Annotated in this window: 22 protein-coding genes; 11 read left to right on the top strand and 11 right to left on the bottom strand. The window is 54.4% G+C overall.

The annotated features are described in order from the left end of the window. Window positions 1-108: 108 nt before the first annotated feature. Window positions 109-624 (top strand): Der GTPase-activating protein YihI, encoded by a 516-nt coding sequence (gene yihI, locus JBO43_RS21410; protein WP_103947804.1) that lies wholly within the window; start codon window positions 109-111, stop codon window positions 622-624. Window positions 625-812: 188 nt separating this feature from the next. Beyond that, on the top strand, window positions 813-2,186 hold the full coding sequence (gene hemN, locus JBO43_RS21405; RefSeq protein ID WP_095284045.1) for an oxygen-independent coproporphyrinogen III oxidase: 1,374 nt from the start codon (window positions 813-815) through the stop codon (window positions 2,184-2,186). A 70-nt stretch (window positions 2,187-2,256) separates the two neighbouring features. Here the strand turns inward: hemN and glnG are convergent, their stop codons facing one another. From glnG to glnA, 3 genes are all read right to left on the bottom strand, one after another. Further along, window positions 2,257-3,669, bottom strand: coding sequence for a nitrogen regulation protein NR(I) (gene glnG, locus JBO43_RS21400; RefSeq protein ID WP_095284043.1), 1,413 nt, complete (start codon window positions 3,667-3,669; stop codon window positions 2,257-2,259). 10 nt (window positions 3,670-3,679) lie between these two features. Beyond that, complete coding sequence (gene glnL / locus JBO43_RS21395; RefSeq protein WP_095284042.1) at window positions 3,680-4,729, bottom strand: nitrogen regulation protein NR(II); 1,050 nt, start codon at window positions 4,727-4,729, stop codon at window positions 3,680-3,682. 185 nt (window positions 4,730-4,914) lie between these two features. Beyond that, entirely contained in the window at window positions 4,915-6,324 is a 1,410-nt protein-coding gene (gene glnA, locus JBO43_RS21390) for a glutamate--ammonia ligase (protein WP_095284040.1), read from the bottom strand. A gap of 389 nt (window positions 6,325-6,713) precedes the next feature. Between glnA and typA the strand changes: the two genes are divergently transcribed. From typA to fabY, 5 genes are all read left to right on the top strand, one after another. Then, complete coding sequence (typA, locus tag JBO43_RS21385; RefSeq protein ID WP_095284037.1) at window positions 6,714-8,537, top strand: ribosome-dependent GTPase TypA; 1,824 nt, start codon at window positions 6,714-6,716, stop codon at window positions 8,535-8,537. 166 nt (window positions 8,538-8,703) lie between these two features. Beyond that, a complete protein-coding gene (yihX, locus tag JBO43_RS21380; RefSeq protein WP_202675004.1) occupies window positions 8,704-9,303 on the top strand; it encodes a glucose-1-phosphatase in 600 nt (199 codons plus the stop codon). After that, complete coding sequence (locus JBO43_RS21375; RefSeq protein WP_095284034.1) at window positions 9,297-10,169, top strand: virulence factor BrkB family protein; 873 nt, start codon at window positions 9,297-9,299, stop codon at window positions 10,167-10,169. Before yihX ends, JBO43_RS21375 begins: the two co-directional genes overlap by 7 nt. Continuing rightward, complete coding sequence (gene dtd / locus JBO43_RS21370) at window positions 10,166-10,603, top strand: D-aminoacyl-tRNA deacylase (RefSeq protein WP_095284033.1); 438 nt, start codon at window positions 10,166-10,168, stop codon at window positions 10,601-10,603. The genes JBO43_RS21375 and dtd overlap by 4 nt, the downstream gene beginning before the upstream one ends. A gap of 44 nt (window positions 10,604-10,647) precedes the next feature. Beyond that, window positions 10,648-11,589 (top strand): fatty acid biosynthesis protein FabY, encoded by a 942-nt coding sequence (gene fabY / locus JBO43_RS21365; protein ID WP_157738432.1) that lies wholly within the window; start codon window positions 10,648-10,650, stop codon window positions 11,587-11,589. 13 nt (window positions 11,590-11,602) lie between these two features. On the opposite strand, the gene JBO43_RS21360 is transcribed toward fabY, so the two are convergent. Continuing rightward, window positions 11,603-12,526 (bottom strand): alpha/beta hydrolase, encoded by a 924-nt coding sequence (locus JBO43_RS21360; RefSeq protein WP_202675002.1) that lies wholly within the window; start codon window positions 12,524-12,526, stop codon window positions 11,603-11,605. A 198-nt stretch (window positions 12,527-12,724) separates the two neighbouring features. Between JBO43_RS21360 and JBO43_RS21355 the strand changes: the two genes are divergently transcribed. Continuing rightward, window positions 12,725-12,967 (top strand): ribbon-helix-helix protein, CopG family, encoded by a 243-nt coding sequence (locus tag JBO43_RS21355; RefSeq protein ID WP_095284028.1) that lies wholly within the window; start codon window positions 12,725-12,727, stop codon window positions 12,965-12,967. A 3-nt stretch (window positions 12,968-12,970) separates the two neighbouring features. Next, the gene (locus JBO43_RS21350) at window positions 12,971-13,342 is read left to right on the top strand and encodes a type II toxin-antitoxin system VapC family toxin (RefSeq protein WP_095284027.1); all 372 of its coding nucleotides are present in this window, start codon (window positions 12,971-12,973) and stop codon (window positions 13,340-13,342) included. 39 nt (window positions 13,343-13,381) lie between these two features. Here JBO43_RS21350 and fdhE read toward each other — a convergent pair whose 3' ends face one another. From fdhE to fdnG, 4 genes are read right to left on the bottom strand one after another with little or no spacing between them, the layout of a single operon-like run. Further along, a complete protein-coding gene (gene fdhE, locus JBO43_RS21345; protein WP_202675000.1) occupies window positions 13,382-14,311 on the bottom strand; it encodes a formate dehydrogenase accessory protein FdhE in 930 nt (309 codons plus the stop codon). Further along, complete coding sequence (fdoI, locus tag JBO43_RS21340) at window positions 14,308-14,943, bottom strand: formate dehydrogenase cytochrome b556 subunit (RefSeq protein ID WP_095284024.1); 636 nt, start codon at window positions 14,941-14,943, stop codon at window positions 14,308-14,310. Before fdoI ends, fdhE begins: the two co-directional genes overlap by 4 nt. Next, window positions 14,940-15,842 (bottom strand): formate dehydrogenase subunit beta, encoded by a 903-nt coding sequence (gene fdxH, locus JBO43_RS21335; protein ID WP_095284023.1) that lies wholly within the window; start codon window positions 15,840-15,842, stop codon window positions 14,940-14,942. The genes fdoI and fdxH overlap by 4 nt, the downstream gene beginning before the upstream one ends. 12 nt (window positions 15,843-15,854) lie before the next feature. Then, window positions 15,855-18,905 carry a formate dehydrogenase-N subunit alpha gene (gene fdnG / locus JBO43_RS21330; protein WP_202674998.1) on the bottom strand — a complete coding sequence of 1,017 codons (3,051 nt, stop codon included), beginning with the start codon at window positions 18,903-18,905 and terminating at the stop codon, window positions 15,855-15,857. Between the two features lie 381 nt (window positions 18,906-19,286). Between fdnG and fdhD the strand changes: the two genes are divergently transcribed. Together fdhD and JBO43_RS21320 are read left to right on the top strand one after the other, a co-directional pair. Continuing rightward, a complete protein-coding gene (fdhD, locus tag JBO43_RS21325; RefSeq protein ID WP_202674996.1) occupies window positions 19,287-20,123 on the top strand; it encodes a formate dehydrogenase accessory sulfurtransferase FdhD in 837 nt (278 codons plus the stop codon). 112 nt (window positions 20,124-20,235) lie between these two features. Continuing rightward, window positions 20,236-20,448, top strand: a complete 213-nt coding sequence (locus JBO43_RS21320) for a YdgH/BhsA/McbA-like domain containing protein (RefSeq protein WP_095284019.1) — start codon at window positions 20,236-20,238, stop codon at window positions 20,446-20,448. Window positions 20,449-20,492: 44 nt separating this feature from the next. Here JBO43_RS21320 and JBO43_RS21315 read toward each other — a convergent pair whose 3' ends face one another. Genes JBO43_RS21315 through JBO43_RS21305 form a run of 3 tightly spaced genes read right to left on the bottom strand, consistent with a single transcriptional unit; the run spans window position 20,493 to window position 24,681 of the window. After that, entirely contained in the window at window positions 20,493-22,175 is a 1,683-nt protein-coding gene (locus JBO43_RS21315; protein WP_202674994.1) for a putative frv operon regulatory protein, read from the bottom strand. A 9-nt stretch (window positions 22,176-22,184) separates the two neighbouring features. Next, window positions 22,185-23,246 (bottom strand): aminopeptidase, encoded by a 1,062-nt coding sequence (locus JBO43_RS21310; protein ID WP_202674992.1) that lies wholly within the window; start codon window positions 23,244-23,246, stop codon window positions 22,185-22,187. Beyond that, a complete protein-coding gene (locus tag JBO43_RS21305; protein WP_103947796.1) occupies window positions 23,236-24,681 on the bottom strand; it encodes a PTS fructose-like transporter subunit IIBC in 1,446 nt (481 codons plus the stop codon). Before JBO43_RS21305 ends, JBO43_RS21310 begins: the two co-directional genes overlap by 11 nt. Window positions 24,682-24,684 lie beyond the last annotated feature (3 nt).

Below are 24,684 nucleotides of genomic sequence, written 5' to 3'. Positions count from 1 at the left end.
TCAGGAAAAAAGGCGACAGATTGCTCTGTCGCCTTTTTTCTTTGCTTGCTTTCTGCTAGATTTCGCCGCAATTCTATACTGAAGAAAACGGCTTAAAGACAAGGCATCATGAAAAAACCGACATCCACAGCGGGCGCTAAACGCCCGGCAAAAGCGCACCGCAAAACCCGTGAAGAACTGAATCAGGAAGCTCGCGATCGCAAACGTGCGAAAAAGCACAGTGGTCATGCTTCGGGTAGCCGTGCGACCGGTAGCAATGCATCCGGTTCTGCCGCGCAACAATCTAAACTAAAAGATCCGCGTATCGGGAGCAAAACTCCTGTTCCACTGGGCGTGACAGACACCCCGGTTACCAAGCAGCAAAAACCGAAGAAGAGCGAGAAACCTATGCTTTCACCGCAGGCTGAGCTGGATATGCTGGAAAATGATGAGCGCCTGGACGCGCTGCTGGAACGTCTTGAGGCAGGCGAATCCCTGAATGCTGAAGAGCAGAAATGGGTAGATGCCAAACTGGATCGTATCGATGAACTGATGCAGCAGCTCGGTCTCTCCTACGACGATGATGAAGACGAAGAAGAAGAAAAGCAGGACGATATGATGCGTCTGCTGAAAGGTGGAAACTAACATTTGCACCCGGCGGGCTTAATAGTCCTCCTTATAACCCTTCCGGTTATATGTTATCTGGTGTGGTTATTCGTTAAACTACGGCGGTTGTCGCGGCGACAGAAGTGGCTGCGCACCCGAGTTTTAGCCCGCAATGGGGTTAAAACGGGCCGCCGTATACGAACGCGACACCAACGGAAGGAGTGAGCATGTCTGTACCAAGCATCGACTGGGATCTGGCCCTGATCCAGAAATATAACTATTCCGGGCCGCGTTATACCTCATACCCGACCGCGCTGGAGTTCTCTGAATCCTTCGGCGAGGCTGATTTTTTGCAGGCGGTTGCGCGTTATCCTGAGCGCCCGCTTTCGCTGTATGTTCACATTCCTTTCTGTCATAAGCTCTGCTATTTCTGCGGCTGCAATAAAATCGTTACTCGTCAGCAGCACAAAGCCGATCAGTATCTGGATGCGTTAGAGCAGGAAATCCTGCATCGTGCACCGCTGGTGGCTGGCCGCAACGTGAGTCAGCTTCACTGGGGCGGCGGTACGCCAACCTATCTCAACAAAGCGCAAATCAGCCGTCTGATGAGCTTGCTGCGCGCTAATTTCCGTTTTGATGCCGATGCCGAAATTTCTATTGAAGTCGATCCGCGTGAAATAGAGCTGGATGTTCTCGATCACCTGCGTGCCGAGGGCTTTAACCGCCTGAGCATGGGCGTTCAGGATTTTAACAAAGAAGTTCAGCGCCTGGTCAATCGCGAGCAGGACGAGGAATTTATTTTTGCGTTGCTGAATCATGCGCGTGAAATCGGATTTACTTCCACGAATATCGACCTGATTTACGGCCTCCCTAAGCAAACGCCGGAAAGCTTCGCCTTCACTCTGAAACGCGTGGCTGAGCTGAATCCTGACCGCCTGAGCGTTTTTAACTACGCGCACCTGCCGACGCTGTTTGCCGCCCAGCGCAAAATCAAAGATGCTGACCTGCCCTCTGCGCAGCAAAAGCTGGATATCTTGCAGGAAACCATCACTTCTCTGACACAAGCTGGCTACCAGTTTATCGGCATGGACCACTTTGCCCGCCCTGATGACGAGCTGGCGATTGCCCAGCGTGAAGGCGTGTTGCATCGTAATTTCCAGGGTTATACCACTCAGGGTGATACGGATTTACTGGGGATGGGCGTGTCGGCGATCAGCATGATTGGCGACTGTTACGCGCAGAATCAAAAAGAACTGAAGCAGTATTATCAGCAGGTGGATGAAACCGGCAACGCTCTGTGGCGCGGTATTGCGTTAACGCGCGATGACTGCATTCGTCGGGATGTCATTAAGGCGCTGATCTGCAACTTCCGCCTCGATTTTGCGGACGTCGAGTCCCAGTGGAAACTCACCTTTACCGACTACTTTGCTGAAGATCTGAAGCTGCTTGCGCCGCTGGCGAAAGACGGGCTGGTGGAGGTGACGGATAAGGCGATTCAGGTGACGCCGAAAGGACGCTTATTGATTCGTAATATCTGCATGTGTTTCGACGCCTATTTGCGCCAGAAAGCGCGACTGCAGCAATTCTCTCGCGTGATCTAAAATTTCCCGGTGGTGCTGCGCTGACCTGGCTGACAATACGTAGGCCTGATAAGCGCAGCGCCATCAGGCGTTATTCCATCCCTAATTCTTTCAACTTCCGCGTCAGGGTGTTTCGACCCCAGCCTAACAAGCGAGCCGCTTCCTGTTTGTGCCCCTGCGTATGACGCAATGCCGTTGTCAGCAAAGTGCGCTCCATTTCAGGTTGCGCTTCGGAAAGCAGGTTTTGATGACCGGAACGCAGCGCGCGATCCGCCCACTGTGCCAGCAGCGTCGCCCAGCTATCGGGTAACGACTGTCCGGTACTGCTTTCTGGTGCGGTGGCTTCAAACAATTCGCTGGGCAGATCCTGAATCAACACCTCCTGACCGGCCGCCATCACCGTCAGCCAGCGGCAGGTGTTTTCCAGCTGACGCACGTTGCCCGGCCAGGCCAGACGCGTCAGCGCTGCATCCGTTTCCGGGTGCAGCAGTTTGGCTTCGACGCCCAGTTCGCGAGCGGCCACCTGCAGGAAGTGACGCGCCAGACGAGGAATATCTTCCCGACGTTCACGCAGCGGCGGGAGATGAACGCGAATCACGTTCAGGCGGTGGAATAAGTCCTCACGGAACTTACCTTCCTGCACGCGCTGCTCCAGATTCTGGTGGGTTGCGGCGATAATACGCACATCGACTTTCACCGGCGCATAGCCGCCGACGCGATAAAACTGCCCATCGGCAAGAACACGTAGCAGACGCGTTTGCACATCCATCGGCATATCACCGATTTCATCGAGGAAAAGTGTCCCGCCGTCAGCCTGTTCGAAGCGGCCCTGGCGAATGGTATTCGCGCCAGTAAACGCGCCTTTTTCATGACCAAACAGCTCCGACTCGATCAAATCTTTCGGGATAGCGGCCATATTCAGGGCGATAAACGGGGCTTTTGCGCGTGGGCTGTGGCGATGCAGCGCGTGAGCGACCAGCTCTTTACCGGTCCCTGATTCACCGTTGATCAGTACGCTGATGGACGAACGCGACAGACGACCGATGATGCGAAAGACATCCTGCATCGCGGGCGCTTCGCCAATGATATCGGTTGTCGGGCCAAACACCGGTGCGTTGCGCGGCTGTTGCTGTTCCTGATAATGGCTGATCGCACGTTCCACCAGGGCGACGGCTTCATCAATATCAAAAGGTTTTGGCAGATAATCAAATGCGCCCTGTTGATAGGCGCTGACGGCGGCATCCAGGTCAGAGTGAGCGGTCATTATGATGACCGGAAGCATCGGATGGCGTTGCTTGATTTGCTTTAACAGCGCAAGCCCGTCCATGCCCGGCATCCGAATATCTGAAAGCAGCACGTCCGGAGTTTTGGTGATGAGCGCATCAAGCACTTCGCTGCCGCTTTCAAAGGTGGTGCAGTTTAACCCTGCGCCCGTGAGCGCGCGTTCAAGCACCCAGCGGATGGAGCTATCATCATCGACTACCCAGACTATCCCTCGTTGCATCGTCGTCACCTTATTTTTTTATTGGCAGGTAAACCGAAAACTCGGTATGACCCGGCCAACTGGTAAATTCAATTTTGCCGGAGTGTTGGTCGATCAAATTACGGGCAATGGATAAGCCCAGCCCGGTTCCGCCTTCGCGCCCGCTGACCATCGGGTAAAACAGTGTGTCCTGCAGATGCGAAGGAATACCTGGCCCGTTATCTTCAACGTCGATTCGTGCGGCGAGGCGATAGCGCACGCCATGCAGCGTCAGTTGGAACGCGGTGCGTGTGCGCAGAATGATTTGCCCGCCTTCAGCGCCAAGCGCCTGCAGAGCATTTCGTACAACGTTCAATAGAACCTGTTCAATCTGATCTGGATCGTGTGGCAATTCCGGCAGGCTCGGATCGTAGTCTCGAATCAGCGTCACGTTGGACGGTAGCTCCATCGATACCAGCTTCACGACGCGCTCAGCCACTTTGTGGATGCTTTCCGTTACGTGCATACCCGGCTGTTGCGGGCCCAGCAGGCGATCCACCAGATTGCGCAGGCGATCGGCCTGTTCAATGATGACGTTGGTGTATTCGGCAAGTGCCGGGTCGGGCAGCGCTTTGGTTAACAGCTGTGCGGCGCCCCGCAGGCCACCCAGGGGGTTTTTAATTTCATGGGCAAGGCCACGTACCAGATCGCGGGCCGCGATTTGCTGAGCGTGCTGGAGCTGCTCCTGGCTGAGTCGACGGAGATTATCCATCGGTGCCATTTCCAGCAAAATTAATCCGTCCGGCAGGCGCTGTGCTGTTAGCGAGAGAATATGCGAACGTCCGTCGATGACCAGGGTGACTTCGTTGTCGGTAAAGCCCTGTCCGGCGGCTAAACTCTCCTGCATCAGCGCAATATTCAGCGAAAAATAACTCAACAGTTCCGGGAGCGGTGTACCAAATAATTTACGCGAGCTTTGGGCGAGCAATTGCTGTGCCGCAGGGTTGGCGTAATGCACCGCCAGCTCATCGTCGACCAGTAAGATACTGTTGATTAAAGAATTGAGGATCTGCCCAGCATCGGGCAGCGTGCCAGTTGCCATTAAGCAGTCTCCTGGAGTTGGGTGCACTAATTTAGTGCAGTATAGCTTTTTCAGTGTAAAAAGCGCGTGAGATCAGTTTGTTGGTGGAGAAAAAAGCCCATCCGGAGATGGGCTAAAAAGTTTCCACGGCAACAAAAAATCTGCTTTCGATTTCAGGCGTAAAAGGTCGCCTGAAATCGTCAAACTTAAACGCTGTAGTACAGTTCGAACTCAACCGGATGTGGAGTCATGCGCACGCGGTCGTTCTCTTCGATCCGCAGGGCGATGTAAGCATCGATGGCGTCGTCAGTGAACACACCGCCAGCCGTCAGGAACTCACGGTCGGCGTCCAGCGCGTTCAGCGCTTCTTCCAGAGAGCCGGCAACCTGTGGGATCTCTTTCGCTTCTTCTGGCGGCAGGTCGTACAGGTTTTTATCCATCGCTTCGCCTGGGTGGATCTTGTTCTTAATACCGTCAAGACCCGCCATCAGCAGCGCTGCGAAGCACAGGTATGGGTTAGCCGCTGGGTCCGGGAAGCGCACTTCGATACGACGCGCTTTTGGAGACGCAACCACTGGGATACGGATAGAAGCAGAACGGTTACGGGCAGAGTAAGCCAGCATAACAGGCGCTTCGTAGCCTGGGACCAGACGCTTGTAAGAGTTGGTGGTTGGGTTCGCCAGGGCGTTGATCGCTTTAGCGTGTTTGATAACACCACCGATGTAGAACAGCGCCTGCTCAGACAGACCCGCATATTTGTCGCCTGAGAACAGGTTGGTACCGTTCTTGGACAGAGACATGTGGCAGTGCATACCGGAACCGTTATCGCCGAACATCGGTTTTGGCATGAAGGTCGCGGTTTTGCCGAAGCGGTGGGCAACGTTGTGAACCACATATTTGTAGATCTGAATCTCATCCGCTTTTTTGGTCATGGTGTTAAAGCGGGTTGCGATTTCGTTCTGACCGGCTGTCGCCACTTCGTGGTGATGCGCTTCAACCACCAGGCCCATCTCTTCCATGATCAGACACATGGTAGAACGAATGTCCTGTGAAGAATCGACCGGAGGAACCGGGAAGTAACCGCCTTTCACGCCTGGACGGTGACCTTTGTTACCACCTTCGTATTTGGTGGAGGAGTTCCATGCGCCTTCGATATCGTCGATAGCCACGTGGGAACCGGAGATAGACGCACCAAAGCGGATGTCGTCAAACAGGAAGAACTCTGGCTCTGGCCCGAACAGCACGGTGTCCGCGATGCCGGTAGAACGCAGGTACTCTTCAGCGCGTTTAGCGATGGAGCGTGGGTCGCGGTCGTAGCCCTGCAGCGTGCCTGGCTCAAGGATGTCGCAACGGATAATCAGGGTAGACTCTTCGTAGAACGGGTCAATGAGCGCAGTGGTTGCGTCTGGCATCAGAACCATGTCGGATTCGTTGATGCCTTTCCAGCCGCCGATTGAGGAGCCGTCAAACATTTTGCCTTCTTCGAAGAATTCGGCATTTACCTGATGAGCAGGAATTGTGACGTGCTGTTCTTTGCCTTTGGTATCGGTGAAGCGCAGATCAACAAACTTCACTTCGTGTTCGTTCAGCATCGTCAAAACGTGTTCAGCGGACATACTTAACTCTCCCGGATTGGTCATTGTCGTCGTGGTAACGAGGTCTTCAATTCTGTTTAAGGCTGGCGTGGTCGCCATGTTTTTGCCGTATTTTTATAAAGCGAAATCTGTGCCAACTTTTAAATCACCCCAAAAAGGCGTTATCATGCACGTCATAGTGCAAATGAACTGCACCACGAAAGTCATCTTGCACCAGTATAGTGCTTCATTGTGAACATTGAGCACCATATTGGTGCAATTTTCGTTAAAGTGCACTTTTTACGCTGCGTGAAAGCGGTCACAAAGCAACTCTGCGATACTTGTTTGCGGAGGATGTTTGTGATCCTGTTTAGTCCTGCGATTAATCCGTGTACAATAACGCGCTATTTCTAAATGCCTGAGGCAAAGTTGTGATCGAAAATCTGCGTAATATCGCCATCATCGCGCACGTTGACCATGGTAAAACTACCCTGGTTGATAAGCTGCTGCAGCAATCCGGTACCTTCAGTAATGATCGTGCTGAAGCCACCGAACGCGTGATGGACTCCAACGATTTGGAGAAAGAGCGTGGGATTACCATCCTCGCTAAAAACACCGCTATCAAATGGAATGACTACCGTATCAACATCGTTGATACCCCAGGCCACGCCGACTTCGGTGGTGAAGTTGAACGTGTAATGTCCATGGTAGACTCCGTTCTGCTGGTCGTTGACGCAATGGATGGCCCAATGCCGCAGACGCGCTTCGTAACCAAAAAGGCATTTGCCCATGGTTTGAAGCCAATCGTGGTTATCAACAAAGTTGACCGTCCTGGCGCGCGTCCTGACTGGGTTGTGGATCAGGTGTTTGACCTGTTCGTAAACCTGGATGCGAGCGACGAGCAGCTCGACTTCCCAATCATCTATGCATCAGCATTGATGGGTATCGCGGGCAACGATCACACTGATATGGCGGAAGACATGACCCCGCTGTACCAGGCGATTGTTGACCACGTTAAAGCACCAAGCGTTGACCTCGATGGTCCGTTCCAGATGCAGATCTCCCAGCTGGATTACAACAACTACGTTGGCGTAATCGGTATCGGTCGCATCAAGCGCGGTAAAGTGAAGCCTAACCAGCAGATCACTGTTATCGACAGCGAAGGTAAAACCCGCAACGGTAAAGTCGGCAAAGTTCTGACTCACCTCGGTCTGGAGCGTATTGAATCCACCGAAGCCGAAGCTGGCGACATCATCGCGATCACCGGTCTGGGCGAGCTGAACATCTCCGACACCCTTTGCGATCCGCAAAACGTCGAAGCACTGCCAGCGCTGTCTGTCGATGAACCGACTGTAACCATGTTCTTCAACGTCAACACCTCTCCGTTCTGTGGCAAAGAAGGTAAATACGTTACCTCTCGTCAGATTCTTGACCGCCTGAACAAAGAGCTGGTGCACAACGTTGCACTGCGTGTTGAAGAAACCGAAGATGCGGACGCGTTCCGTGTATCCGGTCGTGGTGAGCTGCACCTGTCCGTTCTTATCGAAAACATGCGTCGTGAAGGCTTCGAACTGGCTGTGTCCCGTCCGAAAGTTATTAACCGTATGATCGATGGCCGTATGCAAGAGCCGTTCGAGAACGTGACTCTGGATATCGAAGAACAGCATCAGGGTTCTGTGATGCAAGCTATGGGCGAGCGTAAGGGCGATGTCAAAGACATGATCCCTGATGGCAAAGGCCGTATTCGTCTGGATTACCTGATCCCGGCACGTGGCCTGATCGGCTTCCGTACCGAGTTCATGACCATGACTTCCGGTACTGGTCTGCTGTACTCCACCTTCAGCCACTACGATGACGTTAAACCGGGTGAAATCGGCCAGCGCCAGAACGGCGTGCTGATCTCTAACGGCCAGGGTAAAGCAGTTGCGTTCGCACTGTTCAGCCTGCAGGACCGCGGTAAGCTGTTCCTGGGTCACGGTGCAGAAGTTTACGAAGGCCAGATCATCGGTATTCACAGTCGTTCTAACGACCTGACTGTAAACTGCCTGACCGGTAAGAAACTGACCAACATGCGTGCTTCCGGTACTGACGAAGCAACCACGCTGGTTCCAGCACAGAAAATGTCTCTTGAGCAGGCTCTGGAATTTATCGATGACGACGAACTGGTAGAAGTTACCCCTACCTCCGTACGTATCCGTAAACGTCACCTGACTGAGAACGACCGTAAACGTGCGGGCCGTGGCAGCAAAGACTAATACGATACCTCTCTGAGGTGCGTAGTGCGAAAAGCCGCTGAGTTTCAGCGGCTTTTTTATTTGTATAAATTCCAGGACTCTCTCTACCTTTAACCTGAATCTGGCGCATAGCCAAAGCCTCTCTTTCCCGCTACAGTTATTTCTCCACGGCGCGAAGGGGATAAACATGCTTTATATCTTTGACTTAGGAAATGTCATCGTCGATATCGATTTCAATCGAGTGCTGGGGGCATGGAGCGATTTTAGCCGTGTGCCGCTGGCGACGCTTAAGCAGAATTTCACTATGGGAGAGGCTTTCCATCAGCATGAGCGGGGTGAAATCAGCGATGAAGCCTTCGCTGAAGCCATGTGTCATGAGATGGACCTGCCTTTAAGCTACGAGCAGTTTGCTCACGGCTGGCAGGCGGTCTTTGTGGCGCTCCGCCCGGAGGTCATCGACACCATGAATAAACTGCGCGAGCAGGGGCATCGCGTGGTCGTGCTATCCAATACCAATCGTCTGCACACCACCTTCTGGCCAGGTGAATATCCGCAAATCCATGACTCCGCAGATAAAATATACCTGTCGCAGGAGATGGGGATGCGCAAACCCGAAGCACGAATTTACCAGGCAGTATTGCAGGTAGAAGGTTTCTCGGCTGCCGATACGGTCTTTTTTGACGATAACGCCGATAATATAGAGGGAGCTAACCAGTTAGGTATCACGTCGATCCTGGTGACCGGGAAAGAGACGATACCGAACTACTTTGCGAAGTTGTTATGCTAAAAACCGTTCATCAAAAAGCCACTCATCATACGCGTCCATTTCGGGCGTGGATAAAACTGCTCTGGCAGCGCATTGATGAGGACAATATGACCACGCTGGCGGGTAATCTCGCCTATGTGTCGTTGCTCTCGTTAGTGCCGCTGGTAGCGGTGATTTTCGCGTTGTTCTCTGCCTTTCCGATGTTTGCCGACGTGAGCCTGCAACTGCGTCATTTCGTTTTTGCGAACTTCATTCCCGCTACCGGGGATGTGATTCAGGGATATATCGAGCAGTTCGTCGCCAACTCCAGCAAGATGACCGCCGTGGGCGCGTGCGGATTAATTGTCACCGCGCTGCTGCTGATGTATGCCATCGATAGCGCGCTGAATACTATCTGGCACAGTAAAAAGGCGCGGCCCAAAGTGTACTCCTTTGCGGTGTACTGGATGATTCTGACGCTGGGGCCGCTGCTGGCCGGGGCCAGTCTGGCAATCAGTTCTTATCTGCTCTCGTTGCGCTGGGCGAGCGATCTCAACAGCGTTATCGACAACGTGTTACGCATCTTCCCACTGATTTTGTCCTGGCTCTCTTTTTGGCTGCTCTATAGCGTGGTGCCGACCACGCGTGTTCCGAATCGAGATGCCATTGTCGGGGCGCTGGTCGCCGCTGTTCTCTTCGAACTGGGTAAAAAAGGCTTCGCGGTTTACATCACTATGTTCCCGTCGTATCAGCTGATTTATGGCGTGCTGGCGGTGATCCCGATTTTGTTTGTCTGGGTCTACTGGACCTGGTGTATCGTCTTGCTAGGTGCCGAAATAACTGTCACTCTCGGTGAATATCGCAAACTCAAACAAGCCGCAGAACAAGAAGAAGCAGACCAACTATGATTGCATTGATTCAGCGCGTAACCCGTGCCAGCGTCACCGTGGAGGATGAGGTGACGGGTGAAATTGGCCCAGGACTTTTGGTGTTATTAGGTGTCGAAAAGGATGATGACGAACAAAAAGCGAACCGTTTAACCGAGCGTGTGCTGGGTTATCGCATCTTCAGTGACGCTGAAGGGAAGATGAATCTTAACGTACAGCAGGCGGGTGGCAGCGTGCTGGTGGTGTCTCAGTTTACCCTGGCCGCCGATACGGAACGCGGAATGCGTCCTGGGTTCTCCAAAGGGGCAGCTCCTGAGCGTGCAGAAGCGCTCTATGAATATTTTGTTGAACGTTGTCGCCAGCAGGAAATGAATACGCAAACCGGACGATTCGCTGCAGATATGCAGGTTTCGCTGGTGAACGATGGCCCCGTCACGTTCTGGCTCCAGGTATGAGCCAGCTGGCGGCATGGCCGCGGGTAACAAGAGAGAGTACAGCTATGTATCACCTTCGAGTACCGCAAACAGAAGAAGAATTAGAGGTTTACTATCACTTCCGCTGGGAAATGCTGCGTAAACCGTTGCATCAGCCAAAAGGCTCCGAGCGCGACGCCTGGGATGCGATGGCGCATCATCAGATGGTGGTCGACGAAGAGGGCAACCTGGTTGCCGTCGGGCGTTTGTACATCAACGCGGATAGCGAAGCCTCAATTCGTTTTATGGCCGTGCATCCTTCGGTGCAGGATAAAGGTCTTGGGACCCTGATGGCGATGACACTCGAATCCGTTGCCCGCCAGGAGGGCGTCAAGCGCGTCACCTGTAGCGCCCGTGAAGATGCGGTGGAGTTCTTCTCCAAACTGGGTTTCGTCAACGAAGGCGAAATCACTGCGCCGCAGACTACCCCGATTCGTCATTTTTTGATGATCAAACCCATCGCCACCCTCGATGATATTCTCCACCGTGCCGACTGGTGCGGTCAGTTGCAGCAGGCCTGGTATCAGCATATCCCGCTGAGCGAAAAGATGGGCGTGCGCATCCAGCAATACACTGGGCAGAAATTCATTACTACTATGCCGGAAATCGGCAATCAGAACCCGCACCACACTCTGTTCGCCGGTAGCCTGTTCTCACTGGCCACCCTGACCGGCTGGGGCCTTATCTGGTTGATGCTGCGCGAAAGGCATCTCGGCGGTACGATTATCCTCGCCGATGCCCATATTCGCTACAGCAGTCCCATCAGCGGAAAGCCGAGCGCGGTGGCGGATTTAGGCTCGCTCAGCGGCGATCTGGACCGTCTGGCTCGCGGACGCAAAGCGCGCGTGCAGATGCAGGTTGAGCTGTTTGGCGATGAGATCTCCGGTGCGATCTTCGAAGGTACTTATCTTGTACTGCCTGCAAAACCCTTCGGCCCGTATGAAGAGGGTGGAAACGAGGAAGAGTAAGCTCCATTCCTGATTAATCCTTACGGCCTGGTGAGCTCACTCGCCAGGCGATATCTCTCATTACATCTCGCGCAGCCTGGCTTACACCGCCCAGTTGAAAGAATCCGTGGATGACACCAGACCAGCGCTGACACGTACAGTCAACGCCCTGGTCCGTCATACGTTGATACATCGCTTCGCCTTCATCGCATAGCGGGTCGAACTCGGCAGTAATGATGTGCGTTGGCGGTAGTCCACTAAAATCATCACGCCATAATGGACTGGCCTCCGGATGATGGCGATCGGTTCCAGCAAGGTAGAATTCATAGCCACTGAGGAGCGTATCGCGAGTAATGACATAATCCGCGCCGTTACGGGTGTAGCTTTCAAAGTACGCCGTCGCATCGAGCATCGGATAGATCAGGAGCAACTGTGCCGGTTGCCATTCTCCGACTGCTTTTAACCGCATAGAGGTCACCAACGCCAGATGCCCGCCAGCACTGTCACCGGCAAGGGTGATCCGATTTTTATCTGCACCAAATCTTTCGGCATATTGCCAGATCAGACGGGCGGCTTTCTCTGCATCATCATGAGCGGCGGGGAAGGTGTGTTCTGGTGCCAGCCGATACTGAACGGCAATGACCCGACAGCGACTGTAATACGCCAGCTGACGCAGCTGGTTATCGTGCGTGTCAAAGCCACCGCTGATAAAACACCCGCCGTGAAAATAGAGGACTGCCGGTAGCGTTTCGGCGGAATCCAGCGGCGAGTAAACTCGGAACAGCAGTCCTTCGAGTTCAGTCGTTTCAATGTGAACACGGGTTTCCGTCACGCCCGCCAGTACCGTGCTGGCAACATACCCTGCGCGCCGGTCATCAATACTCTGCTTCCTGGCAGATGGCCGCCCGGAGGAAACAAAATCTTGAACCAGTTCAGCAATTCCTTTTTCCAGAGCCATAACCATTCCTGATAACTGTTTGGATATACAGTGTTATAACCTGGTTTTTGGCAGAAGAAAATGATGGATTTTAGTGGGCATGAAAATCTGGAAAGAGGCTCGCAAAATTGATCATACCTGCAAAATTACGCTTTAAAACCCTATTGCTGGTGTGTACTTTGTCGGTTAAATAACCACGATGATATACTAAGGGTATATATGAGCATAATGGTTGGAATCGATATGGGTAGAATACTCCTCGACTTGTCAGACGATGTCCTTCAGCGGCTTGATGATCTCAAGCAACTCCGTAATAAGCCGCGCGCCGAATTACTACGGGAAGCAGTTGAACAGTACCTCGACAGGCAAAGTACCTCGGTGATTCGCGAGGCTCTGGGATTATGGGGCGATAAACTGGAAGATGGGCTTGAGTATGAACGTAAGCTGCGTGAGGAGTGGTAAAGCATGGAGCGCATGGCGGTATTCGATACCAATATTCTGATCGATCTTCTGAACAATAACGCTGACGCAGCGGATGCTATTGAAAAAGGGGCTGCTCATCGGGCAATCAGTATCATCACCTGGATGGAGGTGATGGTCGGTGCACGAAAGCATAACCAGGAAGAGAAAACAGCTGCGGTATTGGGAGCATTTGAACTTATTGATGTCTCGCGGGATGTGGCGGAGCGGAGCGTGCAGCTGCGAGCAGAATTTGGCATGAAGCTGCCAGATGCCATTATTCTTGCCAGCGCCCAGATTAGACATTGCCAGCTGATCACGCGCAACACGAAAGATTTTGCCGGCATTCATGGAGTCAAAACGCCCTACTTTCTGTAGGCCGGGCAAACAAGCTATGCCCGGCAATATCACAGAAAATTACTCCCCTTCACCCGGGAACAGGAACGGGTTGATGGAGCTGCGGGCGAAGCCCTCTTGTTCCATGCGTGCGTCGAGTACCAGGGTAGCGAGATCGTCGGCGACAGCTTCCACTTTTGGGTCCTTTTCCTGATAGAGAATCTTCAGGTAAGTCCCGCAGTCACCGCAGCTTTCTGCTTTAACCGCCGCATTCTCGTTTTCCAGAGACCAGTAGTTCAGATCACGGGTCTGCTCGCAGTTACTGCATTTGATGCGCACCACGTGCCACTCGGTCTCACACAGGTTGCAGTGCAAATAGCGCAAACCTTGTGTGGTGCCAATTTGCACCATGCTGGTCACCGGCATCGAGCCGCACACTGGGCAGAACTGACGCGCTTCACCGTATTCGGCGCGGGCTTTACCTGGAATCAGGCTGGCCATTTGCGCCCAGTAAAGAGAAAGAGCGGCCCAGATAAATGGCGCTTTATCGCTGCTCACCAACGCGAAGTCGGATGCAAACAGCGCGTTCGCCATCTCTTCCAGCTCCAGTTCGGAGGCTTTTTCCAGGTTCTCGATAACCGCTAATGCGGGACCGCTCATCTCAGGTTTTAGCTCAGCAATCAGCGAGTGCAGCAGCTTCTGCCAGTGCTTATCACGCGGCAGCACGTGGATATCCAGCGGCGGCTTACCTTGCTCGTTGGCTTCTTTGATGCGCGCAGCCAGTTCCATTTGCAGCGGATGGTCGTACAGCACCACTTCCTGCGCGTGGGCGATCAGTGCAGCAAAGCGAAGAAATTCACCGAGTGGATTGTTCTCTGCCAGCTCGCGCAGACGCTCTGCGCGGCGGTTGTAGAGGTTTTTGAGTCTGGGGAATAGCAGCGGCGGAATGTATTCCGCCGTGCGTTTCTCGCTCGAACCCAGCTCATCTTGCGGGATTATGCGAATACTCATTCAGATGACTTTTCCTGTTTCTGGCGGACTTCACGGTACCAGCGCGGGTGATGCTTTTTCGCCCACGTGCTGGTTACCCATCCTTCCACCATCGCGGTAATGGTGCCTTTCACCCAAAGGGCGGCGTAGATATGCACCATGATAACCACAATTAATGCTACTGCGGCAAATGAATGCAGCATCAGCGCAAATCGGATCACCGGGATTGAGAAAGCAGGCGCAAAATACGGACGCCAGATGATCACGCCGCTTGCCAGCAACAGGACCAGGAAGATAATCGCCGCCCAGAATACGCATTTCTGGCCGAAGTTATAACGCCCGGTATCACCCACTTCCTCGTTGACGACGATCTTACGAATATTCTTCGCCCAAAAGATATCATCCCGATTGATTAGGTTATGGTGCCAGTAACGGAAAAACATGATGATAAACGAGGCAAACATAATCACACCGACAAACGGGTGCAGAATACGTGCCAGCTGCGGAGTGCCCATAATTTGCATCAACCAGTTGAAGGACGGGAAGAAGAACCCCAGCCCGCTTATCGCCGCCAGCATGAAGCAGAAGGCGGTGACCCAGTGGTTGATACGTTCCGGCGCCGTATAGCGCACGATGGTGTCACGTCTTTTCATTTGCGCACCTCGTCTTTCTCTTCATGCAGATTATCGTCTTCCTCTTCCGCACGGTTCGGACCGACGCCGACGTAATGGAAGATACTGGCGGCAAAGGTCGCAGCAAAGCCAACGGCGGCCAGCGGTTTCCAGATGCCTTTCCAGAATTTCACCGTGGCGCTGATTTCCGGGTTCTCCGGCAGGCCGTGATACAGATTCGGCTTGTCGGCGTGGTGCAGCACGTACATCACGTGCGTCCCGCCAACGCCCGCTGGATCGTACAGACCGGCGTTATCGTAACCACGGGTTTTCAGCTCCGACACACGTTCTCCCGCCAGGGTTTTCATATCCTCTTTAGAGCCAAAGTGGATAGCACCCGTCGGGCACGTTTTCACGCAGGCCGGTTCCTGGCCGACGTTCACGCGGTCGACGCACAGCGTACATTTGTAGACGCGGTTGTCTTCCGGGTTCAGTCGCGGCACGTTGAACGGACAGCCGGCAATGCAGTAGCCGCAGCCGATGCACTGCTCAGACTGGAAGTCGACGATGCCGTTGGCATACTGAATGATAGCCCCTTCTGACGGACACGCCTTCAGGCAGCCCGGATCGGCGCAGTGCATGCAGCCATCCTTACGGATCAGCCACTCCAGTTTGTCGTTCTGCTCCACTTCCGAGAAACGCATCACCGTCCAGGATTTGGCGGTCAAATCGGCGGGGTTGTCGTACACCCCGACGTTATGACCCACTTCGTCACGGAGATCGTTCCACTCCGAGCACGCCACCTGACAGGCTTTACAGCCGATACAGGTGGTCACGTCGATGAGTTTCGCCACTTCCTGCTGGTGGTCCCGCGCCTGAGGCGCGGGCGTGAGACCGTTAGTCGCGGAACGACGAATGATGTCTTGCGATTGATAAGCCATAAGTCGTCTCCGTTACACCTTTTCCACGTTCACGAGGAAAGCTTTGAACTCCGGCGTCTGCGTGTTCGCATCACCGACGAACGGCGTCAGAGTGTTGGCGATAAAGCCTTTCTTCGCCACGCCCTCGTAACCCCAGTGAATCGGGATACCGATGGTGTCCACCTGTTGCCCATGTACATTCAGCGTGCGAATACGTTTAGTCACCACTGCCTTGGCCTTAATGTAGCCACGGTTAGACGAGACTTTCACCGTATCGCCGTGCGCGATACCGAGCTTGTTCGCCAGCTTCTCACCGATTTCCACAAACTGTTCCGGCTGCGCGATGGCGTTAAGCAGCGCGTGTTTGGTCCAGTAGTGGAAGTGTTCGGTCAGACGGTACGTGGTGCCGACGTACGGGAACTTATCTTTTTTACCCAGCGCGTCAAAATCGCCTTTAAAGATACGGGCAGCCGGGTTAGAGATAACGTTCGGGTGCAGCGGGTTGGTGCCCAGCGGCGTCTCAAACGGCTCGTAGTGTTCCGGGAACGGACCTTCTGCCATCTTGTCGATCGCAAACAGGCGGCCCATGCCTTCTGGCTGCATGATAAACGGCCCAACGTCGCTACCTGGTGCGGCTGCGCTGTAGTCCGGAATATCCACGCCGCCCCATTTCGCGCCGTCCCATTTCAGGAGCTGACGCTCCGGATCCCACGGTTTACCCTGCGGGTCAGCGGATGCGCGGTTATACAGAATGCGGCGGTTCAGCGGCCACGCCCATGCCCAGCCCAGCGTATTGCCGAGGCCCGACGGATCGGCGTTATCGCGGTTCGCCATCTGGTTGCCTTTCGGCGTCCAGCTTCCGGCGAAAATCCAGCAGCCGCTGGCGGTTGAGCCGTCATCACGCAGATGCGCAAAGGTGCTCAGCTGATCGCCTTTCTTCGCCAGCACGGTGCCGGTGGCCGGATCAATCACATCCGCCAGCGCTTTACCGTTGCTCTCCATCGCCACTTCTTCAGGGGCTGGATTGTCAGGCGTCGAATAGTTCCAGGTCATGTTCAGAACCTGCTCTGGATTCGCACCGCCTTCTGCCGCGTACATCTTGCGCAGACGCAGGAAGATACCGGCCAGGATCTCGCCGTCGTTCAGGGCGATGCCCGGGGCGTCCGCGCCTTTCCAGTGCCACTGCAACCAGCGACCGGAGTTGACGATTGAGCCGTTCTCTTCCGCGAAGCAGGTGGAGGGCAGACGGAACACTTCGGTCTGAATCTTGGACGGATCGACGTCGTTCGATTCGCCGTGGTTCTGCCAGAACGTTGACGTTTCGGTATTGAGTGGGTCAATTGTCACCAGGAACTTCAGCTTCGACAGCGACTCCACCACCTTGTTCTTGTTCGGGAACGAGGCGACCGGGTTAAAGCCCTGGCACAGATAGCCGTTCACTTTTCCCTGATGCATCATGTCGAAATACTGCAGCACGTCGTAACCCTTGTCCCACTTCGGCAACCAGTCAAAGCCCCAGCTGTTTTCCGCCGTCGCTTTATCGCCGTAGAAGGCCTTCATCATTGAGACGAAGAATTTCGGGTAGTTGCCCCAGTAGTTCACCTGGCCTTCCAGCAGCGGTTTCGGCGTGTTGGCGGTCAGGTAGGTCTGGATGTCGGTCTGCTTTTCGCTTGGCAGCGTCATGTAGCCCGGCAGGCTCTGCGACAGCAGGCCAAGGTCCGTCAGGCCCTGAATGTTGGAGTGACCGCGCAGGGCGTTTACGCCGCCGCCTGCCATCCCCATATTGCCAAGCAACAGCTGAACCATTGCCATAGTGCGGATGTTCTGTGCGCCGACGGAGTGCTGCGTCCAGCCCAGCGCGTAGAGGAACGACGCGGTTTTGTCATGAGCGCTGGTTTCGGCGATATACTCGCAGACTTTCAGGAAGTCGGCTTTCGGTGTGCCGCAGATGTTCTCGACCACTTCTGGCGTGTAGCGGGAAACGTGCGTTTTCAGCAGGTTCCATACACAGCGCGGATGGGTCAGCGTGGTGTCGCGTTTCGCAAAGCCGTTTTCATCCAGCTCGTAGTTCCAGCTGGTTTTGTCGTATTTGCGTTTATCCGCGTCGTAGCCGCTGAACAGACCATCTTCAAAGCTGTAATCCTCACGCACGATCAGGCTGGCGTTGGTGTAAGCCTCGGTATATTCGCGGTTATATTTTTCGTTAGTTAACAGATACAGCAGTACGCCTGACAGGAAAGTAATGTCAGTACCTGAACGAATAGGGGTGTAGAAATCCGCCACTGACGCCGTACGCGTGAAGCGGGGATCGATAACAATCAGTTTCGCGCCATTGTGGATTTTGGCTTCCATCGCCCAGCGGAACCCGACTGGATGCGCTTCTGCCGCGTTTCCACCCATCACGATGATGAGGTTAGCGTTTTTGATGTCGACCCAGTGGTTGGTCATCGCACCGCGACCAAATGTTGGAGCAAGACTTGCTACCGTTGGTCCGTGTCAGACACGCGCCTGGTTGTCGACCGCGAGCATACCGAGTGCGCGCGTAAATTTCTGGGTTAAATAGCCGGTTTCGTTGCTGGATGCCGAAGCACAGAGCATGCCGGTGGAGAGCCAGCGGTTAACGGTGACGCCGTCGGCATTCTGCGCGACATAGTTGGCATCACGATCTTCTTTCATTAGTTTAGCGATACGATCAAACGCCGTTTCCCAGCTGATTTGCTGCCATTTATCAGAGCCAGGAGCGCGATATTCAGGGAATTTCAGGCGGCTTTCGGAGTGGATGAAATCCACCAGACCGGCCCCTTTCGGGCACAGCGCGCCACGGTTGACCGGATGGTCCGGATCACCTTCGATATGGAAGATAGATGCTTTAGCGTTTTTCGCGCCGTCGCCGAGGCTATACATTAACAGCCCACAACCGACAGAACAGTACGTACAGGTATTACGGGTTTCACGGGTGCGCAGCAGTTTGTACTGCCGTGTCTCCGCCAGCGCTACACCAGGGGCAAAGCCCAGCGCCGCTGCCGTCGTGCCTGCCATACCGCCAGCGCAGATCTTAAAGAACTGCCTTCTGCTGACCTGCATGGGTCACTCCTTGTTTCGACATTACTCGTTTTTTGTTTTTGCGCATGATTGCAAAGTAACCATAACGCTCAAAATTTGATGTATTCCCTCAATTCCACGAGGGATATGATTTGAGAATACCACAATGTCGGTAAGCCTGTTCCGATGGGGTTAATACAAAGTGAACGTATTATCACTCTGATGATTATAAAGTGTGATATTGATCACATTTCGGTCCTGGCTTGTTAAAGAGCTGTATCAGCGCTTCAGTTGTGCCACTCCCAAATGAGTAGGTAAACTTGATGAGTATGGCTGCCGAAAAGTTGATCCATACTATGCGTAAGGCCTGCGGTTTGTGGTGCAATAGCAGGCTCACCTTTGTGGTTGCTCAGGAATACCGTTGTGTCTAAACAAAATCGTGATACCCAGTCGTCTCCACTGCCTGTGGGCGTAGTGGAACATTCGGTACATCGACCCCCTCACATTGCGCACGCCGTCCCTGATTTTTTGGCGGAGGAAGTGCCTGTTGCCCTGGTTTACAACGGTATTTCACATGTCGTGATGATGGCCTCGCCAAAAGATCTTGAGCTGTTCGCGATGGGCTTTTCTCTCTCCGAGGGCATTATCGAGCGCCCGCAGGAAATTTACAGCATGGACGTGGTGAAGGTCTGTAACGGCCTCGAAGTGCAAATCGAGCTTTCCAGCCGCCGTTTTATGAATCTTAAAGAGCGCCGTCGTGCACTCGCAGGGCGCACGGGCTGCGGTGTGTGTGGCGTCGAGCAGCTCAACGATATCGGCAAGCCGATAGTCCCGCTGCCTTTTACCCAAACCTTTACGCTTAAACACCTCGATCACGCGCTCGAGCATCTCAATGACGTCCAGCCAATCGGCCAGTTGAGCGGCTGTACGCACGCAGCGGCGTGGGTTTTGCCTTCCGGGAAAATTGCCGGTGGTCACGAAGATGTCGGGCGTCATGTTGCGCTGGATAAACTGCTCGGGCGTCGCGCCGGAGAGAGTGAAGCCTGGCAGCATGGCGCGGCGCTGGTGTCCAGCCGGGCGAGCTATGAGATGGTGCAAAAAGCGGCTATGTGCGGCGTTGAAATATTGTTTGCCGTCTCGGCGGCGACCACCCTCGCGGTGGAAGTGGCGCAGCGCTGCAACCTGACGCTGGTGGGGTTTTGTAAGCCAGGAAGAGTGACCATTTATACCCATTCTCAGCGTCTTATTTTTGATCAATAAATTTGAATGACGTGAGCAAATCCTTCCGCTTTTAGTTGTCAGTGATGAAGCCTATTATTATCACATCAAGGCACAACGCCTTATCTAAACAACTTACTGAAGGATTTACATCATGAAAAACATCAAAACTTTTGTTGCAGTTATCGCTCTGGCCGCTTCTTTCGGTTCATTCGCTGCACAGACCGTGACAGCAACTTCTTCCACCATTGATGGTGCAGAAGCCAAAATCGCCGCTCAGGCTCAACAAGCTGGCGCATCGTCTTACACCATTACCCAGGCTTTCTCCGGTAACCGTGTGCACATGACCGCTGAACTGAACAAATAAGAACAGTAGCCACTGTCCCCTGCTCTTCGGAGCAGGGACAGGTCTTAGCGCAGTAACGCAATAAACCCCTCGTAGTCTGCAATTTTCTCGATTGTCTCCACCGAATGGCCGTTCAGTACGTTGGCCAGAAAGCTAAAAATTTTCAGCTCCTGTCGATTCGCCGCGCTGGCGCAAGCCATCACCAGATGCTGCACCTCTTCACCGTTCACCAGCAGTCCGCGTTCAAGCGTAATGAAAAATCCGCGAAACGGTTTTTGCCGATCGCTCCAGCAGTGGGGAATCGCGATGCGATTCACGATAAGATTTTCACCTTCCTGCTCTCGCTGACACATCCGCTGTGATTCTTCGGGCGTTAACCGCTTTTCGGCACACAGACGCGTTGCGATCGCCTCGACAATCTGCGCCCAGCTTTCGCCCGCCGCGTTGTGATAATGAAAATAGCCCTCAGGTGGGAAAAAGCGTTCCGGCTGCTGGCGAATAAACGCCGAGGCGAGGAAGTCTTTAATCTGATCGATGCCTGCTGAAGTGATGATATTGCGGATGGTCAAGACGTGACGCGGCCCGCCATCAAGTGTGTAAGGACCGTTGTTGACGATAAGCGCTGGCGTCAGCTCTTCACAGATGGCTTCAACGTCATCAGGATTGCGCGCCACAATCACCCGGCAGTTCAGCACCTCGCGCTCAATCGCCATTTTGTTGATAGCGGCAATGGCGTTCTGGTCAGCCAACAGGATCACCGGCGTCGCTTCGTGCTGATGGCGCTCCAGCGCACAGGCGAAGTAGAGTCCCGGAAGATCGCTGTCAATCAGCGGAATATCCATCACCGTTCGCAGATGATTGATAAATTTCACGCTCATATCAAATGCGGCTGGCCACGCGGTCTTAAGGTTATTCATCGATCCCTGACGATTTTCCACCAGCCACTGCGGCATCGCCACGCAGCGCTTAAGATGGCCGGTCAGATCGTCAATCAGCTGCGCATCTACCACATGCGGTGAGCCCGGGCTGGAACTGGCGGTGAGTAACTCCCTGACATACTCGGGCGTCATACTGTCGGCCTGGTCCTGCAAATGATTGAGCCGTTCCCGCACTTTCTCTGGAATCGTTGGGCCGGGGCATTGTGGACATTCCCGCAGCGCACAGGCTGCAAGGATCATACTCACCCGATAATCAGCGGAGATATTCGGCCAGCCTGTCTGCCGACGACCCTCTTCCAGCAGTCGGGCGTAAGCGTCAGGCGTGATACCCGGCAGAGGATACACAAAGGGGTCTTTGCGAAAGACATTGGCGAGCAGGAGAAAACGTTTTGCTTCATCAACTGCCACGAAATGGCCCGCACCGGGACGGCTCGCCAGGTTGAACGCCCTCTGGTGGCGAATTTTCAGTCGGGGTAGGCGCTCGGCGACCCAGCTATCAGGCAACTTGAGCGCGTCGGCTAATTGAGCGCGGGTAATCACCGGATGGATCAGCAGCAGGGCCAGCATCCGGTCATCATTATCATGGCGCTGTAAAAGCTGGAAATAGCTTTTGCGATCAACGATATCCAACTGATACAGGGCGTTGCCCGCCGTGCGAATGTGCGCCTTGCCGCTCAGGGTAAAGTTCAGATAATCAATATCACGCAGAATAGTGCGCGCCGAAACGCCAGTCTGCCGCGCCAGCACGCTGAGCGACACGGGCTGTGATTCAATGGCATCGAGCAGGGAAAACTGACGTTCATTCAACATGCTGCATCCTTAGCGAAACTGCGTAAACGCGGCGACGTGCTCCTCGTCGAGGGACATCAACAGCTCATGGACAATGGTGAATGCCGCGTTGTAATCCGTTGCTGAAATCATACCGCTGTTGGCGTGCAGATAACGTGTCGGCAGGCAAAGCGCCACCACCGGTCGCCCGCCGCCCATCACGTTATACCGCCCGCCGTCAGTGGCACCGGTTTTCATGGTGCTAAATTGCAGCGCCGCTTCCTGTTTTTCTGCGCTCGCTTTCAGCGCCGCCAACAATTTCTGATTCGGGAAGTAGCGTTTGTCGAACAGCATCACCCCCGGCCCATAACCCAGTTTCAGCGGATATTTCACCGCGTCGATGCCCGGAACATCGCCCGCTACGGCGGTGTCCAGCACGATCACCACGTCCGGTTTAATCGACTCGGCGGAGGTTTGTGCCCCACGAAGCCCAACCTCTTCTTCCACACTCCCGACGCCATAAAGGGTGATATTCGGGTTATCAACGCGCTGGAACAGCTCCGCCATCAGCGCACAGCCGACGCGATTATCCAGCGCCTTGGCGACGATTTTGTCCTCGCCCCATTGGGCGAAATTGGCTTCCGGGCTGATGAAATCACCCATCGCGATGCCGCATTTAACAACCTCTTCGCGGCTGTTCGCGCCAATATCGACAAACATCTCGTCAAAGGGCATCGGCTGCTGCTTCTGCTTTTCGCTCAGCGCGTGCGGCGCGACAGAGCCGATCACGCCGGGGATTTTGCGCCCGCTGCGGGTACGAAGGGTCACGCGATGATTCAGCATCGACTGGCTCCACCAGCCGCCGATGGTGTCGAAGCGGATAAACCCCTCGTCGGTAATATGAGTCACCATAAAACCCACTTCGTCCATGTGCCCGACGATGGCGACTTTCGGGCCGCGCGCGCCTTTGCGGGCGATAAAACTCCCCAGCCCATCAAAGCGGATTTCATCAGCGTGTTCTTCGAGGGTGTCGATAAGCACATCGCGCACCTCCTGCTCATCCCCGCTAACCGCGCTGCAATCGCACAATGTTTTCAGTAACTCAATGTTCATGAGACATCTCCAGACGGGCGGCCTGACGTTTCAGCCACCAGCCTTTCAGTAAAATAATCAGTGAGATATTCAGCGCCAGCCCAATCGCCAGCACCAGATAGAAAGAGCCTGCCGGAGACATCAGGCCGATCAGCGGATCGAACACGCCCAATCCCGGCGCCAGACGCTGAATGCCAAACGAAATCGTCAGCATCCCCGCAATACCGCCGCTCAGGGTATTCGCGGTCAACATCGGCAGCGGCGCGGCGAGGGCGTAAGGAATGGCCGGTTCGGTGGCGACGGTCGCGCCCACCACAATCGCGCTACTGGCTGCCGCTTTTTCCTGGGCGGTAAAGAGTTTCGGCGCGAGATAGGTCGCAATACCCGCCGCGACAGGCGGCATCAGGGCAACCACGCCGACGATGGCGTACCAATCGTAGATATGTTTTTCCAGCAGGGAGAAGCAGAAGAACCACGCGGTTTTGTTGACCGGGCCGCCCATATCAAAGGCCAGCATCGCGCCGACCAGGAAGGCCGCGCCGAGCTTCATCGACGGCGGAATGGTGTTCAGGAAATGCAGCAGGCCGCCCATTAAATCGGACATCAGCGGGCCAATCACGTAATACGTCAGCACGCCAAATACCAGCAGGGTAACAAACGGGATCAGCATCGACCCCAGCAGCGGTTGCAACGCCTTGCCCAGTTTCACCTTGCGGAACCACAGTACGAAATAACCGATTGCCAGCCCCAGCACCACCGCACCGAGAAACCCCGCGCCGGACTGGGTGCCGAGCAGCCCTTTGTCGTTCGCCAGATAGCAGACCAGAAACGCCGGGGCGAACGCCGGTTTATCGGCAATCGACAGGGCGATGTACGCGCCCATAATCGGGATCATAAAGGTGAACCCCAGATAACCGATGGACTCGATAACCCAGGTAAACGACGGTGCGCCCTTCGCCATATCGGTGTACGGCAGGCCAAACTGCACCAGCATATTGGCGAGGGCGACGAGAATACCGCCGCCAATCACAAACGGCAGCGCCGCTGAAACACCCGCCATCAGGTGGCTCATCACGCTGCCCTGCGGCACATCCTGCTTACCCAGCTTCACGCTGTTATCGGCGGCAAACCTCTGCGATTGCGTGGGTAAATTTTCAAAAATGGCGTCGATATTTTTCAGCGCCTGGGATATGGGAATCTGATAAACCTGCTTGCCCGCAAAGCGCGCGCGGTCGTCGGCGCTTAGGCCGCGGCCGGTCGCCAGAATCACATAATCGGCGGCAAGAATGGCGGCGTCGCTGAGGTGATTCTCCACGCCGCTCGACCCCTGGGTTTCCACCTGAATAGTGTGACCCAAATTGCGTGCTTTACGTTCCAGCGCTTCCGCCACCATATAGGTGTGGGCGATGCCTGCCGGGCAGTTGGTGATCGCCACCAGGCGTAAGGATTTTTCCATGAT

It is taken from the genome of Lelliottia jeotgali (assembly GCF_016771845.1).
Lineage (GTDB): Bacteria > Pseudomonadota > Gammaproteobacteria > Enterobacterales > Enterobacteriaceae > Enterobacter > Enterobacter jeotgali.
Note: the sequence above shows the minus strand (reverse complement) of the source record. Positions and strands in the feature narration are given on the sequence as shown.

Excerpts from the sequence above, each read along its gene's own strand:
- JBO43_RS21310 (WP_202674992.1), bottom strand. The coding sequence starts at position 23,246 with ATGAACATTGAGTTACTGAAAACATTGTGCGATTGCAGCGCGGTTAGC.
- glnL (WP_095284042.1), bottom strand. The coding sequence starts at position 4,729 with ATGGCAACTGGCACGCTGCCCGATGCTGGGCAGATCCTCAATTCTTTA.
- JBO43_RS21350 (WP_095284027.1), top strand. The coding sequence starts at position 12,971 with ATGGAGCGCATGGCGGTATTCGATACCAATATTCTGATCGATCTTCTG.
- fabY (WP_157738432.1), top strand. The coding sequence starts at position 10,648 with ATGTATCACCTTCGAGTACCGCAAACAGAAGAAGAATTAGAGGTTTAC.
- dtd (WP_095284033.1), top strand. The coding sequence starts at position 10,166 with ATGATTGCATTGATTCAGCGCGTAACCCGTGCCAGCGTCACCGTGGAG.
- JBO43_RS21355 (WP_095284028.1), top strand. The coding sequence starts at position 12,725 with ATGAGCATAATGGTTGGAATCGATATGGGTAGAATACTCCTCGACTTG.
- JBO43_RS21305 (WP_103947796.1), bottom strand. The coding sequence starts at position 24,681 with ATGGAAAAATCCTTACGCCTGGTGGCGATCACCAACTGCCCGGCAGGC.
- fdoI (WP_095284024.1), bottom strand. The coding sequence starts at position 14,943 with ATGAAAAGACGTGACACCATCGTGCGCTATACGGCGCCGGAACGTATC.
- glnA (WP_095284040.1), bottom strand. The coding sequence starts at position 6,324 with ATGTCCGCTGAACACGTTTTGACGATGCTGAACGAACACGAAGTGAAG.
- JBO43_RS21315 (WP_202674994.1), bottom strand. The coding sequence starts at position 22,175 with ATGTTGAATGAACGTCAGTTTTCCCTGCTCGATGCCATTGAATCACAG.
- JBO43_RS21375 (WP_095284034.1), top strand. The coding sequence starts at position 9,297 with ATGCTAAAAACCGTTCATCAAAAAGCCACTCATCATACGCGTCCATTT.
- yihI (WP_103947804.1), top strand. The coding sequence starts at position 109 with ATGAAAAAACCGACATCCACAGCGGGCGCTAAACGCCCGGCAAAAGCG.
- JBO43_RS21320 (WP_095284019.1), top strand. The coding sequence starts at position 20,236 with ATGAAAAACATCAAAACTTTTGTTGCAGTTATCGCTCTGGCCGCTTCT.
- fdhE (WP_202675000.1), bottom strand. The coding sequence starts at position 14,311 with ATGAGTATTCGCATAATCCCGCAAGATGAGCTGGGTTCGAGCGAGAAA.
- hemN (WP_095284045.1), top strand. The coding sequence starts at position 813 with ATGTCTGTACCAAGCATCGACTGGGATCTGGCCCTGATCCAGAAATAT.
- glnG (WP_095284043.1), bottom strand. The coding sequence starts at position 3,669 with ATGCAACGAGGGATAGTCTGGGTAGTCGATGATGATAGCTCCATCCGC.
- JBO43_RS21360 (WP_202675002.1), bottom strand. The coding sequence starts at position 12,526 with ATGGCTCTGGAAAAAGGAATTGCTGAACTGGTTCAAGATTTTGTTTCC.
- yihX (WP_202675004.1), top strand. The coding sequence starts at position 8,704 with ATGCTTTATATCTTTGACTTAGGAAATGTCATCGTCGATATCGATTTC.
- fdxH (WP_095284023.1), bottom strand. The coding sequence starts at position 15,842 with ATGGCTTATCAATCGCAAGACATCATTCGTCGTTCCGCGACTAACGGT.